General features: G+C 68.9%; 20 protein-coding genes. 14 read left to right on the top strand and 6 right to left on the bottom strand.

Features of this window, described 5'->3' with window-relative positions; translation table 11 throughout:
• Positions 1–16 precede the first annotated feature (16 nt).
• The 5 genes from pyrF (at position 17) to GXN78_RS10620 (ending at position 5,406) form a co-directional block, all read left to right on the top strand.
• Complete coding sequence (gene pyrF / locus GXN78_RS10640) at positions 17–841, top strand: orotidine-5'-phosphate decarboxylase (RefSeq protein ID WP_106561114.1); 825 nt, start codon at positions 17–19, stop codon at positions 839–841.
• 189 nt (positions 842–1,030) lie between these two features.
• Positions 1,031–2,863 carry a DUF1800 family protein gene (locus tag GXN78_RS10635; RefSeq protein WP_239142663.1) on the top strand — a complete coding sequence of 611 codons (1,833 nt, stop codon included), beginning with the start codon at positions 1,031–1,033 and terminating at the stop codon, positions 2,861–2,863.
• A 10-nt stretch (positions 2,864–2,873) separates the two neighbouring features.
• Entirely contained in the window at positions 2,874–4,358 is a 1,485-nt protein-coding gene (locus GXN78_RS10630; RefSeq protein WP_106561112.1) for a DUF1501 domain-containing protein, read from the top strand.
• Positions 4,359–4,433: 75 nt separating this feature from the next.
• The gene (locus GXN78_RS10625) at positions 4,434–4,781 is read left to right on the top strand and encodes a GFA family protein (protein WP_106561111.1); all 348 of its coding nucleotides are present in this window, start codon (positions 4,434–4,436) and stop codon (positions 4,779–4,781) included.
• Positions 4,782–4,881: 100 nt separating this feature from the next.
• The gene (locus tag GXN78_RS10620) at positions 4,882–5,406 is read left to right on the top strand and encodes a GFA family protein (RefSeq protein ID WP_106561110.1); all 525 of its coding nucleotides are present in this window, start codon (positions 4,882–4,884) and stop codon (positions 5,404–5,406) included.
• Positions 5,407–5,416: 10 nt separating this feature from the next.
• Here GXN78_RS10620 and GXN78_RS10615 read toward each other — a convergent pair whose 3' ends face one another.
• From GXN78_RS10615 to GXN78_RS10590, 6 genes are all read right to left on the bottom strand, one after another.
• Positions 5,417–6,289: a tripartite tricarboxylate transporter substrate binding protein gene (locus tag GXN78_RS10615; protein WP_164255412.1), complete on the bottom strand. Its 873-nt coding sequence runs from the start codon at positions 6,287–6,289 to the stop codon at positions 5,417–5,419.
• Positions 6,290–6,405: 116 nt separating this feature from the next.
• Positions 6,406–7,209: an enoyl-CoA hydratase/isomerase family protein gene (locus GXN78_RS10610; RefSeq protein ID WP_106561108.1), complete on the bottom strand. Its 804-nt coding sequence runs from the start codon at positions 7,207–7,209 to the stop codon at positions 6,406–6,408.
• A complete protein-coding gene (locus GXN78_RS10605) occupies positions 7,206–9,350 on the bottom strand; it encodes an acetate--CoA ligase (RefSeq protein ID WP_106561120.1) in 2,145 nt (714 codons plus the stop codon). The genes GXN78_RS10610 and GXN78_RS10605 overlap by 4 nt, the downstream gene beginning before the upstream one ends.
• Positions 9,351–9,355: 5 nt before the next feature.
• Positions 9,356–10,339 carry an MDR family oxidoreductase gene (locus tag GXN78_RS10600; protein WP_106561107.1) on the bottom strand — a complete coding sequence of 328 codons (984 nt, stop codon included), beginning with the start codon at positions 10,337–10,339 and terminating at the stop codon, positions 9,356–9,358.
• A 97-nt stretch (positions 10,340–10,436) separates the two neighbouring features.
• Positions 10,437–11,372 (bottom strand): LysR family transcriptional regulator, encoded by a 936-nt coding sequence (locus GXN78_RS10595; protein ID WP_164255411.1) that lies wholly within the window; start codon positions 11,370–11,372, stop codon positions 10,437–10,439.
• A gap of 95 nt (positions 11,373–11,467) precedes the next feature.
• Entirely contained in the window at positions 11,468–12,301 is an 834-nt protein-coding gene (locus GXN78_RS10590) for an IclR family transcriptional regulator (RefSeq protein WP_106561105.1), read from the bottom strand.
• 126 nt (positions 12,302–12,427) lie between these two features.
• Here GXN78_RS10590 and GXN78_RS10585 point away from each other — a divergent pair, with 126 nt between their 5' ends.
• The 9 genes from GXN78_RS10585 (at position 12,428) to GXN78_RS10545 (ending at position 20,124) form a co-directional block, all read left to right on the top strand.
• A complete protein-coding gene (locus tag GXN78_RS10585) occupies positions 12,428–13,387 on the top strand; it encodes an MBL fold metallo-hydrolase (RefSeq protein ID WP_164255410.1) in 960 nt (319 codons plus the stop codon).
• Between the two features lie 25 nt (positions 13,388–13,412).
• Positions 13,413–15,071: an FAD-dependent oxidoreductase gene (locus GXN78_RS10580; RefSeq protein ID WP_106558472.1), complete on the top strand. Its 1,659-nt coding sequence runs from the start codon at positions 13,413–13,415 to the stop codon at positions 15,069–15,071.
• 12 nt (positions 15,072–15,083) lie between these two features.
• Complete coding sequence (locus tag GXN78_RS10575; protein ID WP_106558473.1) at positions 15,084–15,290, top strand: DUF2783 domain-containing protein; 207 nt, start codon at positions 15,084–15,086, stop codon at positions 15,288–15,290.
• A 30-nt stretch (positions 15,291–15,320) separates the two neighbouring features.
• A complete protein-coding gene (locus GXN78_RS10570; protein ID WP_106558474.1) occupies positions 15,321–16,277 on the top strand; it encodes a tripartite tricarboxylate transporter substrate binding protein in 957 nt (318 codons plus the stop codon).
• A gap of 27 nt (positions 16,278–16,304) precedes the next feature.
• Entirely contained in the window at positions 16,305–17,618 is a 1,314-nt protein-coding gene (gene hmgA / locus GXN78_RS10565) for a homogentisate 1,2-dioxygenase (protein WP_106558475.1), read from the top strand.
• Positions 17,615–18,895 carry a fumarylacetoacetase gene (gene fahA / locus GXN78_RS10560; protein ID WP_106558476.1) on the top strand — a complete coding sequence of 427 codons (1,281 nt, stop codon included), beginning with the start codon at positions 17,615–17,617 and terminating at the stop codon, positions 18,893–18,895. The genes hmgA and fahA overlap by 4 nt, the downstream gene beginning before the upstream one ends.
• Positions 18,896–18,956: 61 nt before the next feature.
• A complete protein-coding gene (locus GXN78_RS10555) occupies positions 18,957–19,247 on the top strand; it encodes a nucleotidyltransferase family protein (RefSeq protein WP_106558477.1) in 291 nt (96 codons plus the stop codon).
• 18 nt (positions 19,248–19,265) lie between these two features.
• Positions 19,266–19,577 carry a HepT-like ribonuclease domain-containing protein gene (locus GXN78_RS10550; protein WP_106558478.1) on the top strand — a complete coding sequence of 104 codons (312 nt, stop codon included), beginning with the start codon at positions 19,266–19,268 and terminating at the stop codon, positions 19,575–19,577.
• A 184-nt stretch (positions 19,578–19,761) separates the two neighbouring features.
• Positions 19,762–20,124 carry a response regulator gene (locus GXN78_RS10545; protein WP_181360602.1) on the top strand — a complete coding sequence of 121 codons (363 nt, stop codon included), beginning with the start codon at positions 19,762–19,764 and terminating at the stop codon, positions 20,122–20,124.
• Positions 20,125–20,130 lie beyond the last annotated feature (6 nt).

The following is a 20,130-nucleotide window of genomic DNA, read 5'->3' as shown; positions in this document are numbered from 1 at the left end:
CCTAGAATTCCGCCCCATGATCTTCCTGGACAAGCTGCGCGCCGCCGAGCGCCGCAACGGCTCGCTGCTGTGCGTGGGCCTCGACCCCGAACCCGCCAAGTTTCCCGCCCGTCTGAAGGGCGACGCCGGCAAGATCTACGACTTCTGCGCCGCCATCGTCGATGCCACGGCCGACCTGGTGATCGCCTTCAAGCCGCAGATCGCCTACTTCGCCGCGCACCGCGCCGAAGACCAGCTCGAAAAGCTCATGGAGCACATGCGCCGCAACGCGCCGCAGGTGCCCGTCATCCTCGACGCCAAGCGCGGCGACATCGGCTCCACCGCCGAGCAGTACGCGCGCGAGGCCTTCGAGCGCTATGGCGCCGATGCGGTCACGCTCTCGCCCTTCATGGGCTTCGATTCGGTCGAGCCCTACCTGCGCCACGAGGGCAAGGGCGCCTTCCTGCTGTGCCGCACCAGCAATCCCGGCGGCGACGACCTGCAGGCCCAGCGTCTCGCCGGCGTGGAGGGCCAGCCTTTCCTGTACGAACACATCGCGAAGCTGGTCCAGGGGCCCTGGAACCTGAACGGCCAGCTGGGCCTGGTGGTCGGCGCCACCTATCCGGCCGAGATCGAGCGGGTGCGCGCGCTGGCGCCGACCGTGCCGCTCCTGATCCCCGGCGTCGGCGCCCAGGGCGGCGATGCGGTCGCCACCGTGCGCGCGGGCTGGCGCGCCGATGCGCCAATCGTGGTCAATTCCTCGCGCGCCATTTGTTACGCGTCGGCCGGCGAAGACTTCGCCCAGGCCGCCCGGCATGAGGCCATTCGTACTCGCGACGGTCTCGAGCAAGCGAAGAACTGAGACGACCTTCCTCGGCGCCGCCGAGAAACAATTGTGTCCTGATGACAGAAAAAGTCACATTTCAGAACAATTGTTGTCCTTGCTTCTGCCTTTAAGCTCCTGCGCGGCCGGTTGGGGGCCGGCATGGCACTTGCCTCGAAGGGCACGGCGTCACAGCGCCGAGGAGCGAGGAACACATGGTGGAAGACATTGCGACCGGTCGCGTCGAAGCGACCGACGTGCCGTTGCGCGCGCCCGGAAACGCACGCGGACGGCCCCGAGGCTGCGCCGCGCAACCCCCTGCCGCTGGCGGTTTCACTGGCCGCCGCGGCCGCGCCTCGCAGCCTGTGGTGGCGGCGGTGGTGGTGGCGGTGGCGGAGGCGTCTTCGCCGGTTCCGGCAAGCGGCAGCGGCGACAACCATCCAGGCCGGCAGCCTGACACCGCTGGCCAGCACGCCGAGCGCGCAGACCTACGTCTACACCCAGGCCAAGACCGACGACGAGGCCGCGCGCTTCCTGCTGCAGGCGCAGTTCTCCGCCTCTGAGGCCGAGATCGCCGCCGTGCGTGCCCAGGGCTACCTGCCCTGGCTCGGCGCGCAGATGGACCGGACGCCCACCGAGACCGGGTGGGCCTGGGTCGCCGGCAAGCCCTACGACACCGTCAACAGCGACGACATGATCTGGAGCCAGCTCATGACCTCGGCCGACGGCGCGCGCAAGCGCATGGCGCTCGCGCTGTCGGAGATCTTCGTGGTCTCGGCCAACGACATCAGCTCCAACTGGACCGCCCACATGTTCGCCCAGTACTGGGACATGCTGGTCGCCGGCGTCACCGGCAACTTCCGCCAGCTGTTGGAGAACGTGTCGCTCAACCCGGCGATGGGCTACTACCTCAACACCAAGGGCAACCAGAAGGAGAACGCCCAGGGCCGCCAGCCGGACGAGAACTACGCCCGCGAGGTCATGCAGCTCATGAGCATCGGCCTGTACCAGCTCAACGCCGACGGCTCGGTCCGGCTCGGCGCCGACGGCGCGCCGCTGGAGAGCTACACGCAGGACGACGTCACCAACCTGGCGCGCGTGTTCACCGGCTACGACCTCGACATTCCCTCGGCCGAGCGCAGCGCCTTCACGCCGCCGGGCCAGAGCTTCACCATCGAGAGCAATGCCTGGACCACGCGCCCGATGGCCCTCACCGCCTCGCGCCACTCGATGCTGGAGGCCAAGTTCCTCGGCACCACCGTGCCCGCCAACACCGAGGGCAAGGCCGCCCTCAAGACCGCGCTGGACACGCTGTTCAACCATCCCAACGTCGGCCCCTTCATCGGCCGGCAGCTGATCCAGCGCCTGGTCACCAGCAACCCGAGCACCGCCTACGTGAAGCGCGTGTCCGACGTCTTCGCCGACAACGGCGCCGGCGTGCGCGGCGACATGAAGAGCGTGTTCGCCGCAGTGCTGCTGGACAACGAGGCGCGCAGCCCCGCGGGTCTCGCCGACCCGAACTTCGGCCACCTGCGCGAGCCGATGCTGCGGCTGGTGCAGTGGGGGCGCACCTTCGGCGCCAGCTCGGTGGCCGGCACCTGGAAGATCGGCAACCGCTCCGACGCGGCCAGCTCGCTGGGCCAGAGCCCGCTGCGCTCGCCCTCGGTCTTCAACTTCTTCCGCCCCGGCTATGTGCCGCCGTCCAGCGCGATGGCGAGCGCCAAGCTGGTCGCGCCCGAGTTCCAGCTGGTCAACGAGACCAGCGTGGGCGGCTACCTCAACTTCATGCAGAACGTGGTGCCCAACGGCTTCAACAGCAAGGACGTGATCGCGAGCTACGCCGCCGAGAAGGCGCTGGTGCTCGACCCGGCCGCGCTGGTGCGCCGCCTTAACCTGCTGATGGCGGCCAACCAGCTCGACGCCGACACGCTGGCGCTGATCAACAACGCCCTGGCCACCCCGGCCGTCACCGCGGCCAGCAGCGACACCCTCAAGAACAATCGGGTCTACGCCGCGGTGCTCATGGTGATGGCCGCGCCGGGCTACCTGATCCAGAAGTAAGGAAAGCGCGATGCACCTGATCGATCCGAAGGCCCACACCCGCCGCGCCTTTCTGCGCCGCTCCGGGCAACTCGCCATGGCCGGCAGCGCGCTGCCCTTCGCGCTCAACCTCGCCGCCATCGGCGAGGCGGCCGCGCAGGCCGCCCCCGGCGACGACTACAAGGCGCTGGTGTGCGTCTTCCTGTTCGGCGGCAACGACTACGCCAACACCGTCGTCACCTACGACGACCCCAGCTACAACGCCTACAGCGCCATCCGCGGCGGCGGCGCCGGCCAGACCGCTGGCGGCGTCGCGCTGGCCAAGGCCGATCTCGCGCCGACCCTGCTCAGCCCGAGCACGGCCCTGGCCGACGGGCGGCAGTACGCGCTGCACCCGTCCATGACCGCGCTGGCGGGGCTCTTCAACACCGATGCCAAGATGGCGGTGCAGCTCAACGTCGGCCCGCTGGTGGTGCCGCTCACGCGCGCCCAGTACAACAGCGGCAACAAGAAGCTTTATCCGGTGCCGCCGAAGCTGTTCTCGCACAACGACCAGCAGTCGACCTGGCAGTCGTCATCGCCCGAGGGCTCGACCGTGGGCTGGGGAGGCAACATCGGCGACCTCGTGCTCACGCAGAACAGCAACTCGCTGTTCACCTGCATGTCGGTCTCGGGCAATGCGGTGTTCCTGTCGGGCGACACGGCCCTGCAATACCAGGTCAGCACCGGCGGCGCGGTCAAGATCGGCAGCGTGACGGGCGGCAACGTGTACGGCTCGAGCTCCGTCAAGGCGGCGATGGCGCAGCTGGTGCAGCAGGCGCGCGGTCATGCGCTGGAGAACGAATACAACAAGGTCACCAAGCGCGCGGTGGACGCCGAAGGCGCCATCACCTCGGCCATCGGCGGGGCATATGCCTTCGGCGCGTACCCCGCCACCACCTTTCCCGATACCGGCCTGGGCAGGCAGCTCGCCATGGTGGCCCGCCTGATCCGCGGCCGCGCAACGCTCGGCACCAAGCGCCAGGTGTTCTTCGTCTCCATGGGCGGCTTCGACCTGCACGACAACCTGATCGCCAACCAGCCCGGCCTGATGAAGCAGCTGAGCGATGGCATGACGGCCTTCTACCGCGAGATGGTCGTGCAGGGCATGGGCGACAAGGTCACCGCCTTCACTGCCTCCGACTTCGGCCGCACGCTGGCCTCGAACGGCGACGGCTCCGACCATGGCTGGGGCGGCCATCACTTCGTCGTCGGCGGCGCGGTGAAAGGCAAGCAGATCTACGGCACGCCGCAGGTGGTCAGCATCAACAACGACTCGAAGCTGGCCGGCTACGACGGGCATGTGGGGCAGGGGCGGCTGATTCCTTCCACCTCGGTCGACCAGTACGGCGCCACGCTGGCGAGCTGGTTCGGTGTGCCGGCGGGCGACCTGGAGAACATCCTGCCGAACCTCAGGAACTTCGGCGGGAACGTCAACGGGATCAACTATCCGAAGAACATCGGTTTCATGGTTTGAGGCCGGCGGCCTACAGGCGGTGCGCCGCGCGTTGCGCATACTCCGCGGTCCGCACATCTTCTTTTGGAGGCAACGATGAAACACCAAGGCAGCTGCCACTGCGGCCGGATCGCCTTCGAGGTCGAGGGCGAGATCCAGGGCGCCATGGCATGCAACTGCTCCATGTGCCAGCGCAAGGGTTCCCTGCTGTGGTTCGTGCCCCACGACAAGCTCGAGCTCAAGACCCCGCCCGAAGACATGAGCACCTACTTGTTCAACAAGCACGTGATCTCGCACCGCTTCTGCCCGGTCTGCGGCATCCACCCTTTCGGCGAGGGCACCGACCCCAAGGGCAACAAGATGGCGGCCATCAACATCCGGTGCCTCGAGGGCATCGACCTCGAATCGGTGCCGGTGCAGCATTTCGACGGTCGCTCCAAGTAAGTCCGGCCCGGCTCGGGGCCGACTCGCGGCTCCGGGCGCGGCGGCGGCGCGAAGCCGCCATTTGCCTTTCGTCCGCGGCCGCGCCACAGTACGGCGCACCATGACGACCGATCCCTTCCCGCTCGAAGGCGGCTGCACCTGCCGCTCCGTGCGCTACCGCATGAGCACCCGCCCGCTGTTCGTCCACTGCTGCCATTGCCGCTGGTGCCAGCGCGAAACCGGCAGCGCCTTCGCCCTCAACGCGATGATCGAAGCGGACCGCTTGCAGCTGCTGCAAGGCGAGGTCGAACTGGTGCTCACGCCTTCGCTCAGCGGCAAGGGCCAGAAGATCGCGCGCTGCCCGCACTGCCGGGTTGCGCTGTGGAGCCACTACGCGGGCGCCGGCGACGCCGTGTGCTTCGTGCGCGTCGGCACCCTCGACATGCCGGACCACCTGCCGCCCGACATCCACATCTTCACGATGTCCAGGCAACCCTGGGTCCAACTGCCGCCCGGCGTGCCCGCGGTGCCCGAGTACTACCGCAGCGCGGAGCACTGGCCGGCCGAGAGCCTGGAACGCGCCCGCGCCCTGAAGGCCGCGCGCGCTGCCGCGAAGTCGCAACCCGCCGGGGCCGACAAGGGCTGATCGCCGCGATTCACTCGATCGTGATGTTGGCCGTGCGCACGATCTCCGACATGCGCCGCGTCTCCTTGTGCACGAACGACTTGAACTCCGCCGCATCCATCTCCTTCGGCCGCAAGCCCTGCTCCTCGACCTTCCTCCGGATCTCCGGCTCGCGAAGCGCCGCATAGAAGGCCTGTCGCATCTTCTCGGCGAGCGCAGCCGGCGTCTTGCCGGACACTATGAAGCCGTACCAGGACGTGAACTCGGCGCCCTTCAGGCCTGCCTCGGCCAGCGTGGGCACGTCCGGCAGCAGCGGGCTGCGCTGCGCGCCGGTGACCGCGATGACATTCAGCTTCCCTGCCTTGGCCATGTTCGCCGCGTTCTGCACGAAGGTGAAGGTCATCGGCACCACGCCCGCCACCACATCGTTCAGCGCCGGAATTCCGCCCTTGTAGGGGACGTGCAGAAGATCCACGCCCGCCGCCATGCGGAAGCGCTCACCGGCGAGGTGCGTGCCCGCGCCGTTGCCGCCCGAGCTGAAGCTGAAGGTCCCGGGCTTTTCCTTGATGCGCGCCAGAAGCTCCTGCAGGGAACGCGCGTTCACCGACGGATGCACGACGAGCGCGAACATCTCCTCGCCGATGTAGGCGAGCGGAGCCAGATCCTTCTCCGCATCGAAGGGCAGCGACTTGAAGAGGCTCGGGTTGACGGCGATCGGCCCGGCGGCGCCGACCAGCACCGTGGCGCCATCCGCCGGCGCGGCGATCACGTACTCCGTGCTGATGTTGCCGCTCGCGCCGGGCCGGTTCTCCACGATGAAGGGCTGGCCGAGCCTGCGCTGCAGGTTCTCGGCGACCATGCGCGCCACCGAATCGGTCGGGCCGGGGCCGGGCGTATAGGGCACGACGATCCGGACGGCCTTCTCAGGCCATGCAGGCGCCTGGGCCGAAGCGCCCGAGGTCGCGAAGCAAAGGGTTGCGCAAATGCCAAGGGCAGCAAGGATTCGCATGGCAAGGCCTTTCAGGCAAAGCGGGCGTCGCGCCACTTGAAGGCGGCCTTCAGGCCATCCTTCGCGGCCACCTCGAAGAATTCGCGTCCTTCCTGCGACTCGGACATGTGGACCAGTGCGAACATCTCGGCGCCGTAGTCCATCGTCGACTGGTAGCCGCGCAGGTCGTAGGCCCGGTTGATGCATTGCTTGTTCATCTGCATGGCAGGCGGCGCGATCATCGCGAAGCGCATCGCGAGCCGGTGCGCCTCGGCCATCAGCTCCGCGGCGGGCACCACGCGGTTGGCCAGGCCGATGCGCACCGCCTCCTGCGCATTCACGCGGTCGCCGGTGAGCAACAGTTCCTTGGTCTTCTTCATGCCCAGGACCCAGGGCATCACGGCCAGCGGCGGCGCCGACTGGAACTGGATCTCCGGCTCGCCGAACTCCGCGCCATCCGCCGCGAGCGTGATGTCGCACACCATCGACAGTTCGCAGCCGCCGCCCAGGCAGAAGCCGTTGACCGCCGCGATGACGGGCAGACGCGAGCGCCAGATCCGCTCCCAGGTGTCGTTGCCGAGCTTGGCGTGGTCGCGCCAGTCCTTGACGGTCCTGAAAGGCTGCTCGCGCGGGCTCAGGTCGAAACCGGCGCTGAAGGCGCGGCCGGCGCCGGTGATGATCAGCGCGCGCACGGATTCATCGGCCTCCAGTCTGTCGAGCGCATGCTGCATCTCGATCAGGATGGCATCGTCGAGCGCGTTCATCTTGTCCGGCCGGTCGAGCGTGAGCGTCGCGATCCATCGGTCGATGCTCAGTTGGATGTTCTGGTATTTCATGGGTGTGCTCCTGGAGTTTGCTGAACGCGAGAGGGGTTGCGAAGGCCAATCCATGCATCGAGCACGCATGCGCCCGATGGAAGGACCGCGACCGGGTTGAGATCGACGGCTTCAATGCAGTCGCCATACAGCTCGCCGATCGCCGACAGTCGGGCGACGAGCGCTTCGAAGGCCGCGCGATCGGCCGGCGGCGCACCGCGAAAGCCATCGAGCAGCTTCGCCGCCCGTGTCCGGTCGACCAGCGTGCGTGCGCTGGCGGCGTCGACCGGCACCAGCATCAGGCTGCTGTCGCGAACCAGCTCGACGAACACGCCGCCGCTGCCCACGACCACCGCATGGCCGAACGGTGCCTGGTGCGACAGGCCCGCGATCATCTCGACGCCGCCCGTCACCATCTCCTGGATCAGAACGCCGTCGATGCGCACGCCGGGCGCGCGTTGCCGCACCGTCGCCGTCATCGCCTCGAAGGCAGCGCGCACCGCCGCTTCGGTCGCGAGCCCGAGATGCACGCCGCCGGCTTCGGTCTTGTGGACGATGTCGGGCGAATCGATCTTCATGGCCACCGGAAAGCCGATCGCGGCCGCCTCGTGCGCGGCCTGCAGCGCATCGCCGGCCCGCGCCTCGCGGGTGACGCGAATGCCGTGGTCGCCGAGGAAGCGCTTGGCCTCGTACTCGGACAGGGGCTGGCCGCTCGCCAGGCGCCGGCGCCACACCGGGTCGGCATCGAAGGGCGCGGGCGCAGCGGCCGCGGCGGGCGTGTGCGAATGCCATTCGACGAAGTGGCGGATCGCCGCGAGCGCGGCGCGCCCGCCTTGCAAGGCGGCGACGTCGGTGCCCGCCAGCGGCGCGACCGTCGTCGGATGAAAGCCCCCCGCCACGTTGCTGTAGAAGACGATGGGCTTCTGCGCATCGCGCGAGAGCTCCGCCGCCGCGCGTGCCAGCCTTCCGTAGTTGTGCGCCGCCAGCGGGCTCAGGCCCGGCGGGCAGTCCTGCGACACCGCCAGCATCGCCACGCCGGGGTCGTCGAGCAGGATGCGCATCGCCTGCGCGTACATGTCCGGGTTGCCGATCGAGGTGCCTGTGGCATCGAGCGGATTCCCGGGCGTGGCATAGGAGGGCAGGCACTCGCGCAGGCGCGCGAGCGTCGCACTGCCGAGCGGCGCAAAGCTCAGGCCCGCCTCCTGCCCCAGGTCGCAGGTGAGCGCGACTTCGCCGCCGCTGATGTTGATGACGGCCACGCCATCGCCGGCCGGCCGCTTCGTGGCCTGGGCCATGAGGGCGCAGGTCTCGATCAGCGTGTCCATGTCGTCCACCAGCACCACGCCCGCGCGCCGGAAGAAATCGACGGCAGCCGCATGCGAGCCCGCCAGCGAGCCCGTGTGCGCCGCGGACGCCGCGGCGCCGGCCGAAGAGCGGCCGACCTTCAGCACGACGACCGGCTTTCCTGCCGCGCGCATGCGCTGCGCCGCGGCCGCGAAGCGTGCGGGATGCCGCACCGATTCCATGAACATCGCCGCCACGCGCGTTCCGGGGTCCGCGGCAAAGAAGTCGAGGTAGTCGTCCACGTCGAGCACGGTGGCATTGCCCACCGAGACCACATGGCTCAGGCCCAGCCGGCCCGTGCTGGAGAGCGCGACGCAGGCCGAGCCCGAATGCGATGCCACCGCAACGCCGCCGGCCAGCGGCGGTTGCGGCAGCGGCGCGCTGTACAGCGCGACGCCTCCCTGCACGTTGCTCAGGCCCAGGCAGTTGGGGCCGCACACGAGCAGGCCGGTGCGCTCGCACAGCACCGCGAGCCGCGCCTGCAGCCCGGCGCCGGCTTCGCCGGTTTCCGCGAAGCCGCTGGCGAACACCACGGCGGCGCGAACGCCGCAGGCCGCTGCTTCCTCGAGTGCGTCGATCACCTTGTCGGCGGACAGCGCGACCGCGACGCAGTCGGGCACTTCCGGCAGGCCGCGCAGGCCGGAGAAGCAGCGCAGTCCTTCGACTTCCAGTGCCGTCGGATGAACCGGAAAGATGCGCCCGCGGTAGCCGGTGGCCACCAGGTTCTTCATGACCCGGTTGCCCAGGGACTCGGGCCGCTCCGAGGCGCCGAGCACGGCGACCGACGCAGGCCGCATCAGGGGCGTGAGATCGCGCATCGCCTTCATCCCTCCACCCGCACCACCGTGCGGCCTCGCACCTGGCCCGCCAGCAGCGCCGGCGCAAGCCCGATCGCTTCGTCGAGCGTCACTTCGCGGGAGATCGCCTCGACGCGCTCGCGTTCGAGTTCCTCCGCGAGCTGCTGCCAGGCGGCGAGCCTGGCTTCGCGCGGCGCCATCACCGAATCGATGCCGATCAGGGTCACGCCGCGCAGGATGAAGGGCGCGACGCTGCCGGGCAGGTCCATGCCCTGCGCCAGGCCGCAAGCCGTCACCACGCCGCCGTAGCGCGTCGTGGCGCAGGCGTTCACCAGCGTGTGGCTGCCGACCGAGTCGACCACGCCGGCCCAGCGCTCCTTGCCGAGCGGCTTTCCGGGCGCCGACAGCGTTGCGCGATCGATCACCTCGGCCGCGCCGATGCGCTTCAGGTAGTCCGCTTCGGAGGCGCGGCCCGTCGACGCGACGACGCGAAAGCCGCGCCCCGCCAGCAGGCTGATCGCGACATTGCCCACGCCACCCGCGGCGCCGGTGACGAGAATCTCGCCGTCGTCCGGCCGCACGCCCGCGCGCTGCAGCGCCTGCACGCACAGCATGGCGGTGTAGCCCGCGGTGCCGATGGCCATCGCGGTGCGGGCATCCAGGCTGGCCGGCAGCGGCACCAGCCACTCCCCCTTCAGCGCCGCACGCCCGGCGAGGCAGCCCCAATGCGTCTCGCCGGCGCCCCAGCCGTTGAGGATCACGCGGTCGCCGGCTTTCACGTGCGGATGCGAGCTGTGCTCCACGACCCCCGCGCCGTCGATGCCCGGCACCATCGGCCAGCGGCGCACCACCGGCGCCCGGTCGGCGATCGCGAGCGCGTCCTTGTAGTTGAGCGATGAATACTCGACGCGCAGACGCACGTCGAAGTCGGGAAGCTCGGCGTCGTCGAGTTCGCGCACCGACGCGTCGAACTCGGAGCCGTGCCGCTGGAGCACGATGGCTTTGAACATGGATTCGTCCTTTCAGGGCACGAATCTATAGACGCTCAATGCCTCCAGCAATTGCCGAATAGTTCGATTTGTGTTCTCGCAGCGAGAACACAAACCATCAAGGGCCGGCCTCGTCCTTCAGTGCGCTTTCCATCTGCGCGATCATCGCCAGCGCCGCGCCGGAGAGGTGCCGTCCCTTGCGCGCACAGCACGCCAGCACCTGCGGACCGATGAGCGCTTCCCGGATCGGCACGAAGGCGGCGCCGCGCCGCGCATGCGCGTGGTGGAACAGGTGCTGCGTCAGGATCGCGATGCCGACGCCGGCCTCCGTCGCGCTGCGCATGATCTCGTAGGAGTTGGTCGTGAGCACGACGCGCGGCTTGATGCCGGCGCGCGCGAACATCTGGTCCAGCGTGGCGCGCAGCGCGAGCGAGGCGTCGGGCATCACCAGGTCGTAGGCCGCGCACTCGCTCAAGCGGATGGACTTCCGCTTCGCCAGCGGATGCGTGCGCGGCACCATCACGCCGCTTTCGACGTTGCGCTTGACCAGCACCTCCAGCCCTGCATTCAGCTGCGGATTGAAGGCCAGTGCGAAGTCGATCTCGTCCTCCTGCACCAGCTCGACCAGGCGGCTCGAGTTGCCGACCGTGATGCGGTAGTCGATGTCCGGATGCGCCTTCTTGAAGCCCAGCAGCAGGTGGGGCAGCAGCTCGCGCCAGATGCCTTCGTTGACGCCGAAGTTGACGGTTCCGCGGTGCAGCCCCCGCAGTGCATCGAGCTCGCTGCTGGCGGCCGCGAGCTCGCTCATCGCGCGCTTGACGTGGTGCAGGAAGATCTCGCCCGCCGCGGTGAGCCGAAGGCCGCTGCGCCCGCGTCCCCGCTCGAACAGCAGGATGCCGACCTGGTCTTCGAGGTGCTTGACGTGGCGGTTGATGGCCGACACCGCGATGTGCGTGTGCTCCGCCGCCTGCCGAAACGATCCGGCCTTGGCGACCTCGTAGAAGTAGCGCAGCGCGGCCGGATGCTTGAGGGAAAGAGCAGTTTCGTGGGGCACGGGGACCTCGGCGGGGTGGCAGGCGGACAGCCGGAATCTAGCGCGAGTGCGGGAGGTCCGAGGCGGCCCGGCGCGCTGGGGTCCAGCGCCTGGCCTCAGCGCCGGGCCGCGCCCAGCCGCTGCGAGACCTCGCCGGCGCAGCGCTTCAGCGCCTGCGCGACCGGGCCCTCCCAGCTCGCATCGAAGATCGCCGTGGTGCCGATCGACGTGATCGCCAGCGCGATCGCGCCCGTGTGGTCGAAGACCGGCGCCGACATCGCGCTCACGCCCGGCACGATCTCGCCATCGGAGCGGCTCATGCCGTGCTCGCGCACCGCATGCAGCTGCGCCTCGAAGCTCTTCCAGTCCGGCAGCGGGGGCGCCGGCGGCATGCCCACGTGGCGCGCGGGCTCGGCGATGCTGCTCTTTTCGCGCCGCCGCTCTTTCTCCAGCATGCGCTTGACCTCCTCGGGCGGCAGGTAGGCGCCGAACAGCCGGCCCGAGGCGGTGCTGGTCAGCGAGAACACCGTGCCGTGCCGCATGCTCATGTGCAGCGCGGCCGGCGACTCGGCCACCCGCACGATGGTGGCGCCGCGGTCGCCCCACACGGCAATGGCGGTGGTATGGCCGATCTCCTCGACCAATGCCGCCACCAGCGGCGTGGCGACGTGCACCGGGTCGGCCTGCTGCAGGCTGATCAGCCCCAGTTGCAAGGCGAGCGGACCGAGCAGATAGTGGCCGCTGGAACGGTCCTGCTCGATCAGCCCCAGCCGGCTGAAGCTGACCAGGTAGGGATGCGCCTTGGCGGGCGACATCTCGGCCTCGCGCGCGAGGTCCTTCAACGCCATCGGCCGGCCGTGGTGCACCAGGGCACGCAGCAGTTGGCCGCCCACCTCGATGCTCTGGATGCCGCGCTGCGCGCGGTCGCTGCTGCTGTCGTCCGTGGCCATGACCCTGTTCCCGCGTTCGTTAATGCAGAAAGCATTAGACATGATCCGAATCGCCCACTACACTCCGCGTCATTCGTTCAGAGCAAATTAATTCGGTTTAGACGAATTTTTTCCAGGAGACCCCCGATGAGCCAGACCAAGGTATTCGCCAGCCAAGCCGACCTCGAAGAAAAGAAGGTCACTTTCAGCCAGATTTCCGAGCACGCCTGGGCCTACACGGCCGAGGGCGACCCCAACACCGGCATCGTCATCGGCGACGACGCCGTGCTGGTGGCCGACACGCAGGCCACGCCCGCGATGGCGCAGGACGTGATCCGCCGCATCCGCGAGGTGACCGACAAGCCCATCAAGTACGTGGTGCTCACCCACTACCACGCCGTGCGCGTGCTCGGCGCCAGCGCCTACGGGGCCGAGCACATCCTCGCGAGCCAGGACACGTATGACCTCATCGTCGAGCGCGGCGAGCAGGACAAGGCCAGCGAGATCGGCCGCTTCCCGCGCCTGTTCGCAGGCGTCGAAACGGTGCCGCCCGGCATGACCTGGCCGACCATGACCTTCACCGGCAAGATGACACTGTGGCTGGGCAAGCTCGAAGTGCAGCTGCTGCAGCTCGGGCGCGGCCACACCAAGGGCGACACCGTCGTGTGGCTCCCGCAGGAGCGCGCGCTGCTGTCGGGCGACCTGGTCGAGTTCGGCGCCACGCCCTATGCCGGCGACGCCTACTTCAAGGACTGGCCCAAGACGCTGGACAACCTCGCCGCGCTGCAGCCCAAGGCGCTGGTGCCCGGCCGCGGCGCCGCGCTGACCACGCCCGAGGACGTGGCCAAGGGCCTGACGGAAACGCGCGACTTCATCGCCGATGTGTACGCCAGCGTGCAGAAGGGCGTCGCTGCGGGCAAGGACCTGAACGCGGTCTACAAGGACACCTTCGCCGCGCTCAAGCCCAAGTACGGGCACTGGGTGATCTTCGACCACTGCATGCCCTTCGACGTGACGCGCTGCTACGACGAGGTCACGAAGCATGCCGATCCGCGCATCTGGACCGCCGAGCGCGACGTCGAGATGTGGAAGACGCTCGAAGGCTGAGCCCCCACAGAACCCGGAGACCAGCATGAAGCTGAACGACCTCGCGTCGGTCCGCGGGGAACCGCTCGACTACCAGAAGCTCACCTTCGACTACGTCCGCCATGCCGACCAGGCCGCCGCCACCCCGGTGCGCCACCCGGTGGTCGTGGTCGGCGCCGGCCCCGTCGGCCTCGCACTCGCCATCGACCTCGCCCAGCAGCAGATCCCCGTGGTCCTGCTCGACAACGACAACCGCCTTTCGACCGGCTCGCGCGCGATCTGCTTCGCCAAGCGTTCGCTCGAAGTCTTCGACCGGCTCGGCTGCGGCGACCGCATGGTCGACAAGGGCGTGTCATGGAACGTGGGCCGCGTCTTCTTCCGCGACGAGCAGATCTACGAATTCGACCTGCTGCCCGAGCAGGGCCACGAGCGGCCGGCCTTCATCAACCTGCAGCAGTACTACGTCGAGGGCTACCTGGCCGAGCGCGCCGCCGCCCTGCCGCTGATCGACATCCGCTGGAACAACAAGGTGGTCGGCGTCGAGCAGCACGAGGACCACGCACTCCTGAGCATCGAGACGCCGGACGGCAGCTACCGCCTCGCGGCCGGCTACGTGGCGGCCTGCGACGGCTCCCGCTCCAGCGTGCGTCAGCTCATCGGCCAGGAGAGCAAGGGCCGCATCTTCAAGGACCGCTTCCTGATCGCCGACGTCAAGATGAAGCTCGCCCGGCCGGCGGAGCGCTGGTTCTGGTTCGACCCGGAGTTCCACCGCAACCAGAGCGTGCTGCTGCACATGCAGCCCGACAACGTCTGGCGCATCGACTTCCAGCTCGGCTGGGACGCCGACCCGGAGGAAGAGAAAAAGCCCGAGAACATCGTCCCGCGCGTCAAGGCGCTGCTCGGCGAGGACGTGCAGTTCGAGCTCGAATGGGCCAGCGTCTACACCTTCGCCTGCCTGCGCATGGACCGCTTCCGGCATGGCCGCGTGCTGTTCGCCGGCGACTCGGCGCACGGCGTCTCGCCCTTCGGCGCACGGGGCGCCAACTCGGGCGTGCAGGACGCCGAGAACCTGGCGTGGAAGCTGGCGGCCGTGCTGCGCGCCGACGCGCCGGACGCGCTGCTCGACAGCTACGCCACCGAGCGCGAGTACGCGGCCGACGAGAACATCCGCAACTCGACCCGCGCCACCGACTTCATCACGCCCAAGAGCGAGGTGAGCCGGCTGTTCCGCGACGCGGTGCTGGCGCTGGCCAAGCGCCACGGCTTCGCACGCACGCTGGTGAACAGCGGCCGGCTCTCGGTGCCGGCCACGCTGCACGGCTCGCCGCTCAACACGCCCGATGCGGATGCCTTCGGCGGCCGCATGGTGCCCGGCGCCGTGGCCGCGGACGCGCCGCTCGCCCTGGCCGGCGGACGCAGCGGCTGGCTGCTGCGCGAGCTCGGCGGCAACGCCTTCACCGCGCTGGTGTTCGGCGAAGGCGAAGCGGCGGAAAGCAGCGCCCGCGCCATTGCCGAGGCCGACGACGCGCTGCGTGTGCTGCGCGTGCCGCTCGCCGAGGCGAATGCGCTGGCCGCGCAACGCTACGACGCGCAGCCCGGCACCGTCTACCTGCTGCGGCCGGACCAGCACGTCTGCGCCCGCTGGCGCGCCCCGGCGCCGTCCGCCATCCGCGCCGCGCTGGCGCGTGCCCTTGCCAAAGCCTGAAGGAGAAGCGCCGTGCCGCAAGCGACAACGCACCACCTGATCACCGACTCCCACCTCGATGCGCCGGACGACTTCTACGAAGCGCTGATCGAGGCGCACCAGGGCCTTTCCACCGACGAGAGCCATGCCTTCAACGCACGCCTGGTGCTGCTGCTGGCCAACCACATCGGCGCCATGCCGGTGCTGCGCGAAGCCCTCGACGCAGCGCGCGGCAGCTGATTCCATCCATCCAGATCCACCGGAGACACCATGATTCGTTCCACCCTCGCCGGCCTCGCGCTGGCCGCCGCCAGCCTCGTTGCCGCCGCCCAGGACGGCAAGCCCATCGAATGGGTGGTCGGCTATGCCGCCGGCGGCGGCTCCGACTCGGTGGCGCGCGCCACCGCCGAGACCATGAGCAAGAGCCTGGGCGCGCCCATCGTCATCAACAACAAGCCGGGCGCGGCCACCAACATCGCGGCCGAGTACGCGGTGCGCGCCAAGGACGTCGAGCACACCCTGCTGACCGCCGACTTCGCGACGCTGGCGGCCAACCCCTTTCTCTTTACCAAGCTGAGCTACGACGCCGAGAAGAACCTCAAGCCGGTCGGCCTGCTGGCCCGCTTCCCGCTCGTGCTGGTGGTCGGCCCGCAGGTGCCGGCGAGCAACTGGAAGGAGTTCGTGGCCTGGGCCAAGGCGCAGCCGGGCGGCGTCAACTACGGCTCGGCCGGCGTCGGCAGCCCGCACCACCTGGCGACCGAGCTGCTGCGCGAGAAGGCCGAGCTCAAGCTCACCCACGTGGCCTACCGCGGCGCGGCGCCGGCCATGCAGGACGTGCTGGGCGGGCAGGTGCCCTTCATGCTGGTCGACACGGCCAGCGGCAACCAGTTCGTGCAGGCGGGCAAGGTCAAGGCCATCGGCGTGGCCAGCGCGAAGCGCATCGCCTCGCTGCCCAACGTGCCCACGCTGATGGAGCAGGGCCTGGCCGGCTACGAGGCCTATGCCTGGCAGGGCCTCACCGTGCCCTCCGGCACGCCCGACGCCACGGTGGCACGCTATGCCAAGGCGCTGCAGGAGGCGCTGGCCTCGCCCGCGGTCAAGGCGCGCTTCGACGCGCTCGGCGTGGAAGGCCTTCCCGGCTCGCCGGCCGACATGGCAAGCTATGTGAAGGCCGAGCGCGAGCGCTGGGGGCGCCTCATCAAGGCCAACAACATCCGCGTCGATTGAAGACGCCGGATCCAGAAAAGGAAGCTCATGAGCAGCACCGACGCATTGCGCTACCAGAGCGGCTTCGGCAACGAATACGCCACCGAGGCCGTCCCCGGCGCCCTGCCGCAGGGCCGCAACAGCCCGCAGCGCGCGCCCTTCGACCTCTACCCCGAGCTGATCTCGGGCACCGCCTTCACCGCGCCGCGCCACGAGAACCGGCGCAGCTGGATGTACCGGCGCCAGCCCTCGGTGGTCTCGGGCCGCTACGAGGCCTATGCGCAGCCCGCCTGGCAGACCGGGGCCGACCGCAGCATCGCGCTGGCGCCCGAGCCGATGCGCTGGCACCCCTTGCCCTTCAGCGGCGCCGAGGCCGACTTCGTCGACGGCATGCACACCCTGGCCGCCAACGGCGATGCCGAGGCGCAGTGCGGCCTGGCCGCCCACGTCTATCTCGCGAGCAAGTCGATGGCGCGCCGCGCCTTCGTCAATGCCGACGGCGAGCTGCTGGTCGTGCCGCAGCAGGGCCGGCTGGTCATCACCACCGAGATGGGCGTGCTCGAGGTCAAGCCCGGCGAGATCGCGCTGCTGCCGCGCGGCGTGGTGTTCAAGGTCGCGCTGCCGGACTCGGAAGCCGGCGCGGGTCCTTCGCGCGGCTACGTCTGCGAGAACTACGGCGCCCAGTTCCGCCTGCCCGAGCTGGGCCCGATCGGCTCCAACGGCCTGGCCAACGCGCGCGACTTCCAGGCCCCCGTGGCTGCCTTCGAGACCGAGACCGGCGGCTACGAGCTGGTCAAGAAATCTTCCGGCCGCCTGTGGCGCGCGCCCATGAAGCAGTCGCCCTTCAACGTGGTCGCCTGGCACGGCAACCTGGCGCCGGTGAAGTACGACACGGCCCACTTCATGACCATCGGTTCGATCAGCTTCGACCACCCGGATCCGTCGATCTTCACCGTGCTGACCTCGCCCTCCGACACGCCCGGCACCGCCAACTGCGACTTCGTGATCTTCCCGCCGCGCTGGCTGGTGATGGAGGACACCTTCCGTCCGCCCTGGTACCACCGCAACCTCATGAGTGAGTTCATGGGCCTGGTCTACGGCGAGTACGACGCCAAGCCCGGCGGCTTCAAGCCCGGCGGCGCCAGCCTGCACAACGCGATGGTGCCGCACGGCCCGGACGAGGAGGCCTTCGAGAAGGCCAGCGGCGCGGACCTCAAGCCGCAGAAGCTGGACAACACGCTGGCCTTCATGTTCGAGAGCCGTTACCGCTTCATTCCCACCGCCTGGGCCCTGCAGAGCCCGGCGCTCGACAACGACTACGCCGACTGCTGGGCCGGCCTCCAGGACAAGTTCAAGCCATGACCACATCGAACGCCACCCACGACCCCCAGCTGCGCAGCTGGGTCGCATCGGCCAACCAGGCCGGTTGCGATTTCCCGATCCAGAACCTGCCCTTCGGCCGCTTCCGTCCGGCCGGCAGCGCCGAGGCCTTCCGCATCGGGGTCGCGATCGGCGACCAGGTGCTGGACCTGAAGGCCACCGGCCTCATCCACACCGAGGACATGAACGTGTTGATGGCCAAGGCCCCCGCCGAGCGCCAGGCCTTGCGTGCCGCCATCTCCGCCGGCCTGGCCGAGGGCAGCGCGCAGGCGGCCGAGTGGGCCAAAGTGCTGCTGGCCCAGTCGGCCGTCGAGATGACGGTGCCTTGCCGCATCGGCGACTACACCGATTTCTACACGAGCGTCCACCACGCCACCACGATCGGCAAGCAGTTCCGCCCCGACAACCCGCTGCTGCCCAACTACAAATGGGTGCCGATCGGCTATCACGGCCGCTCCTCCTCGATCGGCGTCAGCGGCAGCAGCTTCAAGCGGCCGCGCGGCCAGACCAAGGCGCCCGACGCCGAGGTCCCGAGCCTCGGGCCCTCCAAGCGGCTCGACTACGAATTGGAACTCGGATGGTTCATCGGCCAGGGCAACGCACAGGGCGAACCGATCGACATGGATCGCGCCGAGTCGCACCTGTTCGGCGTCGCGCTGTTCAACGACTGGTCCGCGCGCGACATCCAGGGCTGGGAATACCAGCCGCTCGGCCCGTTCCTCTCGAAGAATTTCGCCAGCACCCTGTCGCCCTGGATGGTGACGATGGAGGCGCTGGCGCCCTTTCGTGCGGCGTTCGAGCGAGCGTCCGGCGATCCGCAGCCGCTGCCGTACCTCGACTCGTCCGCCAACCGTGCCCAGGGCGCCCTGTCGATCACGCTCGAGGTGCTGCTGCAGACCGCGAAGATGGGAGAGGCCGGCGAGGCGCCTGTGCGCCTGTCGGGCACCAACACCACGCGCGCGGCCTACTGGACGCCGGCGCAACTGGTCGCGCACCACACCGTCAATGGATGCAACCTGCAACCCGGCGATCTGCTGGGGTCGGGCACGCTGTCCGGTCCCAACGCCGACGAGGCGGGTTCGCTGATGGAGCTGACAGGCAGCGGCAAACAGCCTGTCGTGCTGCCCAACGGCGAGCGCCGCAGCTTCCTGGAGGACGGCGACACGCTGATCCTGCGCGGCTGGTGCGAGCGCGAAGGCGCGGTGCGCATCGGGCTGGGCGAGGTCAGCGGGACGGTCGAGGCGGCGCGCGGGACCTGAGTTTGCTTTTCGGCACCTGACGAGATAGAGATACGATGAAGATCTTATTGTCGGAGAACGCATGAAGCCTTCTGAAGCCTTGGCCTCGAATCGTGCCGCGATTCGGCATGTGGTCGAGTCTCATCGCGCCTGCAACGCTCGGGTGTTCGGTTCCGTGTTGCATGGCCAGGACACGGACAGCAGTGACCTCGACATCCTCATTGACCCGACACCTGAGACAACGCTGTTCGACATCGGCGCTATCCGCCATGAGCTGGGCAAGCTGCTGGGCGTGCAGGTGGACGTGCTGACGCCCAATGCCTTGCCCGACAACTTCCGGGCCAAGGTGCTCGCGGAGGCTTGTCCGGTATGACCCGCGATCAGCAATGACATGGATCAGGTGGCGTTCCTGAACAACCAGTTGGTGCAGGACGCTGTACTCCGCAACTTCGAGATCATCGGCGAGGCCAGCAACAACATCTGGAAGCACTACCCCGAGTTCGCGACTGCCCACCCTGAATTGCCGCTGTCTTTCGCCTACGAGATGCGCAACGCCGTTGCCCACGGCTACTTCAAGGTGGACTTTGAAATCGTCTGGAAGACGATCCACCGCGATCTTCCTGGCCTGCACTCACGGATTCAGGAGGTGCGGGCCCTCAAACCGGGCAATCAAGACATCGTTGAGACGGGGCGCCCGGGGTAGGCCACCGAGTGGCTGGCCGGTTTCGTTTCTGGGCGACCCGGTTGCACGCAATCAGTTTTCGCCTGCATTCCCCCCGTAACGGACAACCTGCAGGCGTCGCGCCGTAGCCGGACGGCGCCTTTTCCTACGCAGCGCCGCAGGGCGGCTGCCCATACTGATTTGCCTGCTTTTGGGGGAGCTTCCCGTGAACGTGCTCATCGTCGACGACAACAGGGCCGCAGCCGACCTGCTGCGCGAACTGCTGACGCTGCAGGACCACGAGGTGCAATGCAGCTACTGCGCGCAGGACGCGATGGACGCCGCCGCCGCCACCCCTTTCGATGCGGCGCTGGTCGACTTGGTCCTGCCCGATTTCTCCGGCGCCGAGTTGGCGCGGCGCATGCGCGCCGGGGCCGCCGGCAAGTCCCTGCTGCTGGTGGCCGTGTCCGGCTACGGCAAGGAAGACGCCGGCGACGCCGCGGCGCCTGGCCTGTTCGACCACCACCTGCAGAAGCCCATCGATTTCGAGGTGCTGGACCGCATCCTGGCGACCGCCACCGCCCGATAGGGCCTG

It is taken from the genome of Variovorax sp. WS11 (assembly GCF_010499245.1).
Lineage (GTDB): Bacteria > Pseudomonadota > Gammaproteobacteria > Burkholderiales > Burkholderiaceae_C > Variovorax.
The sequence above is the reverse complement of the archived record's forward strand: the minus strand, read 5'-3'. Positions and strand labels throughout refer to the sequence as shown.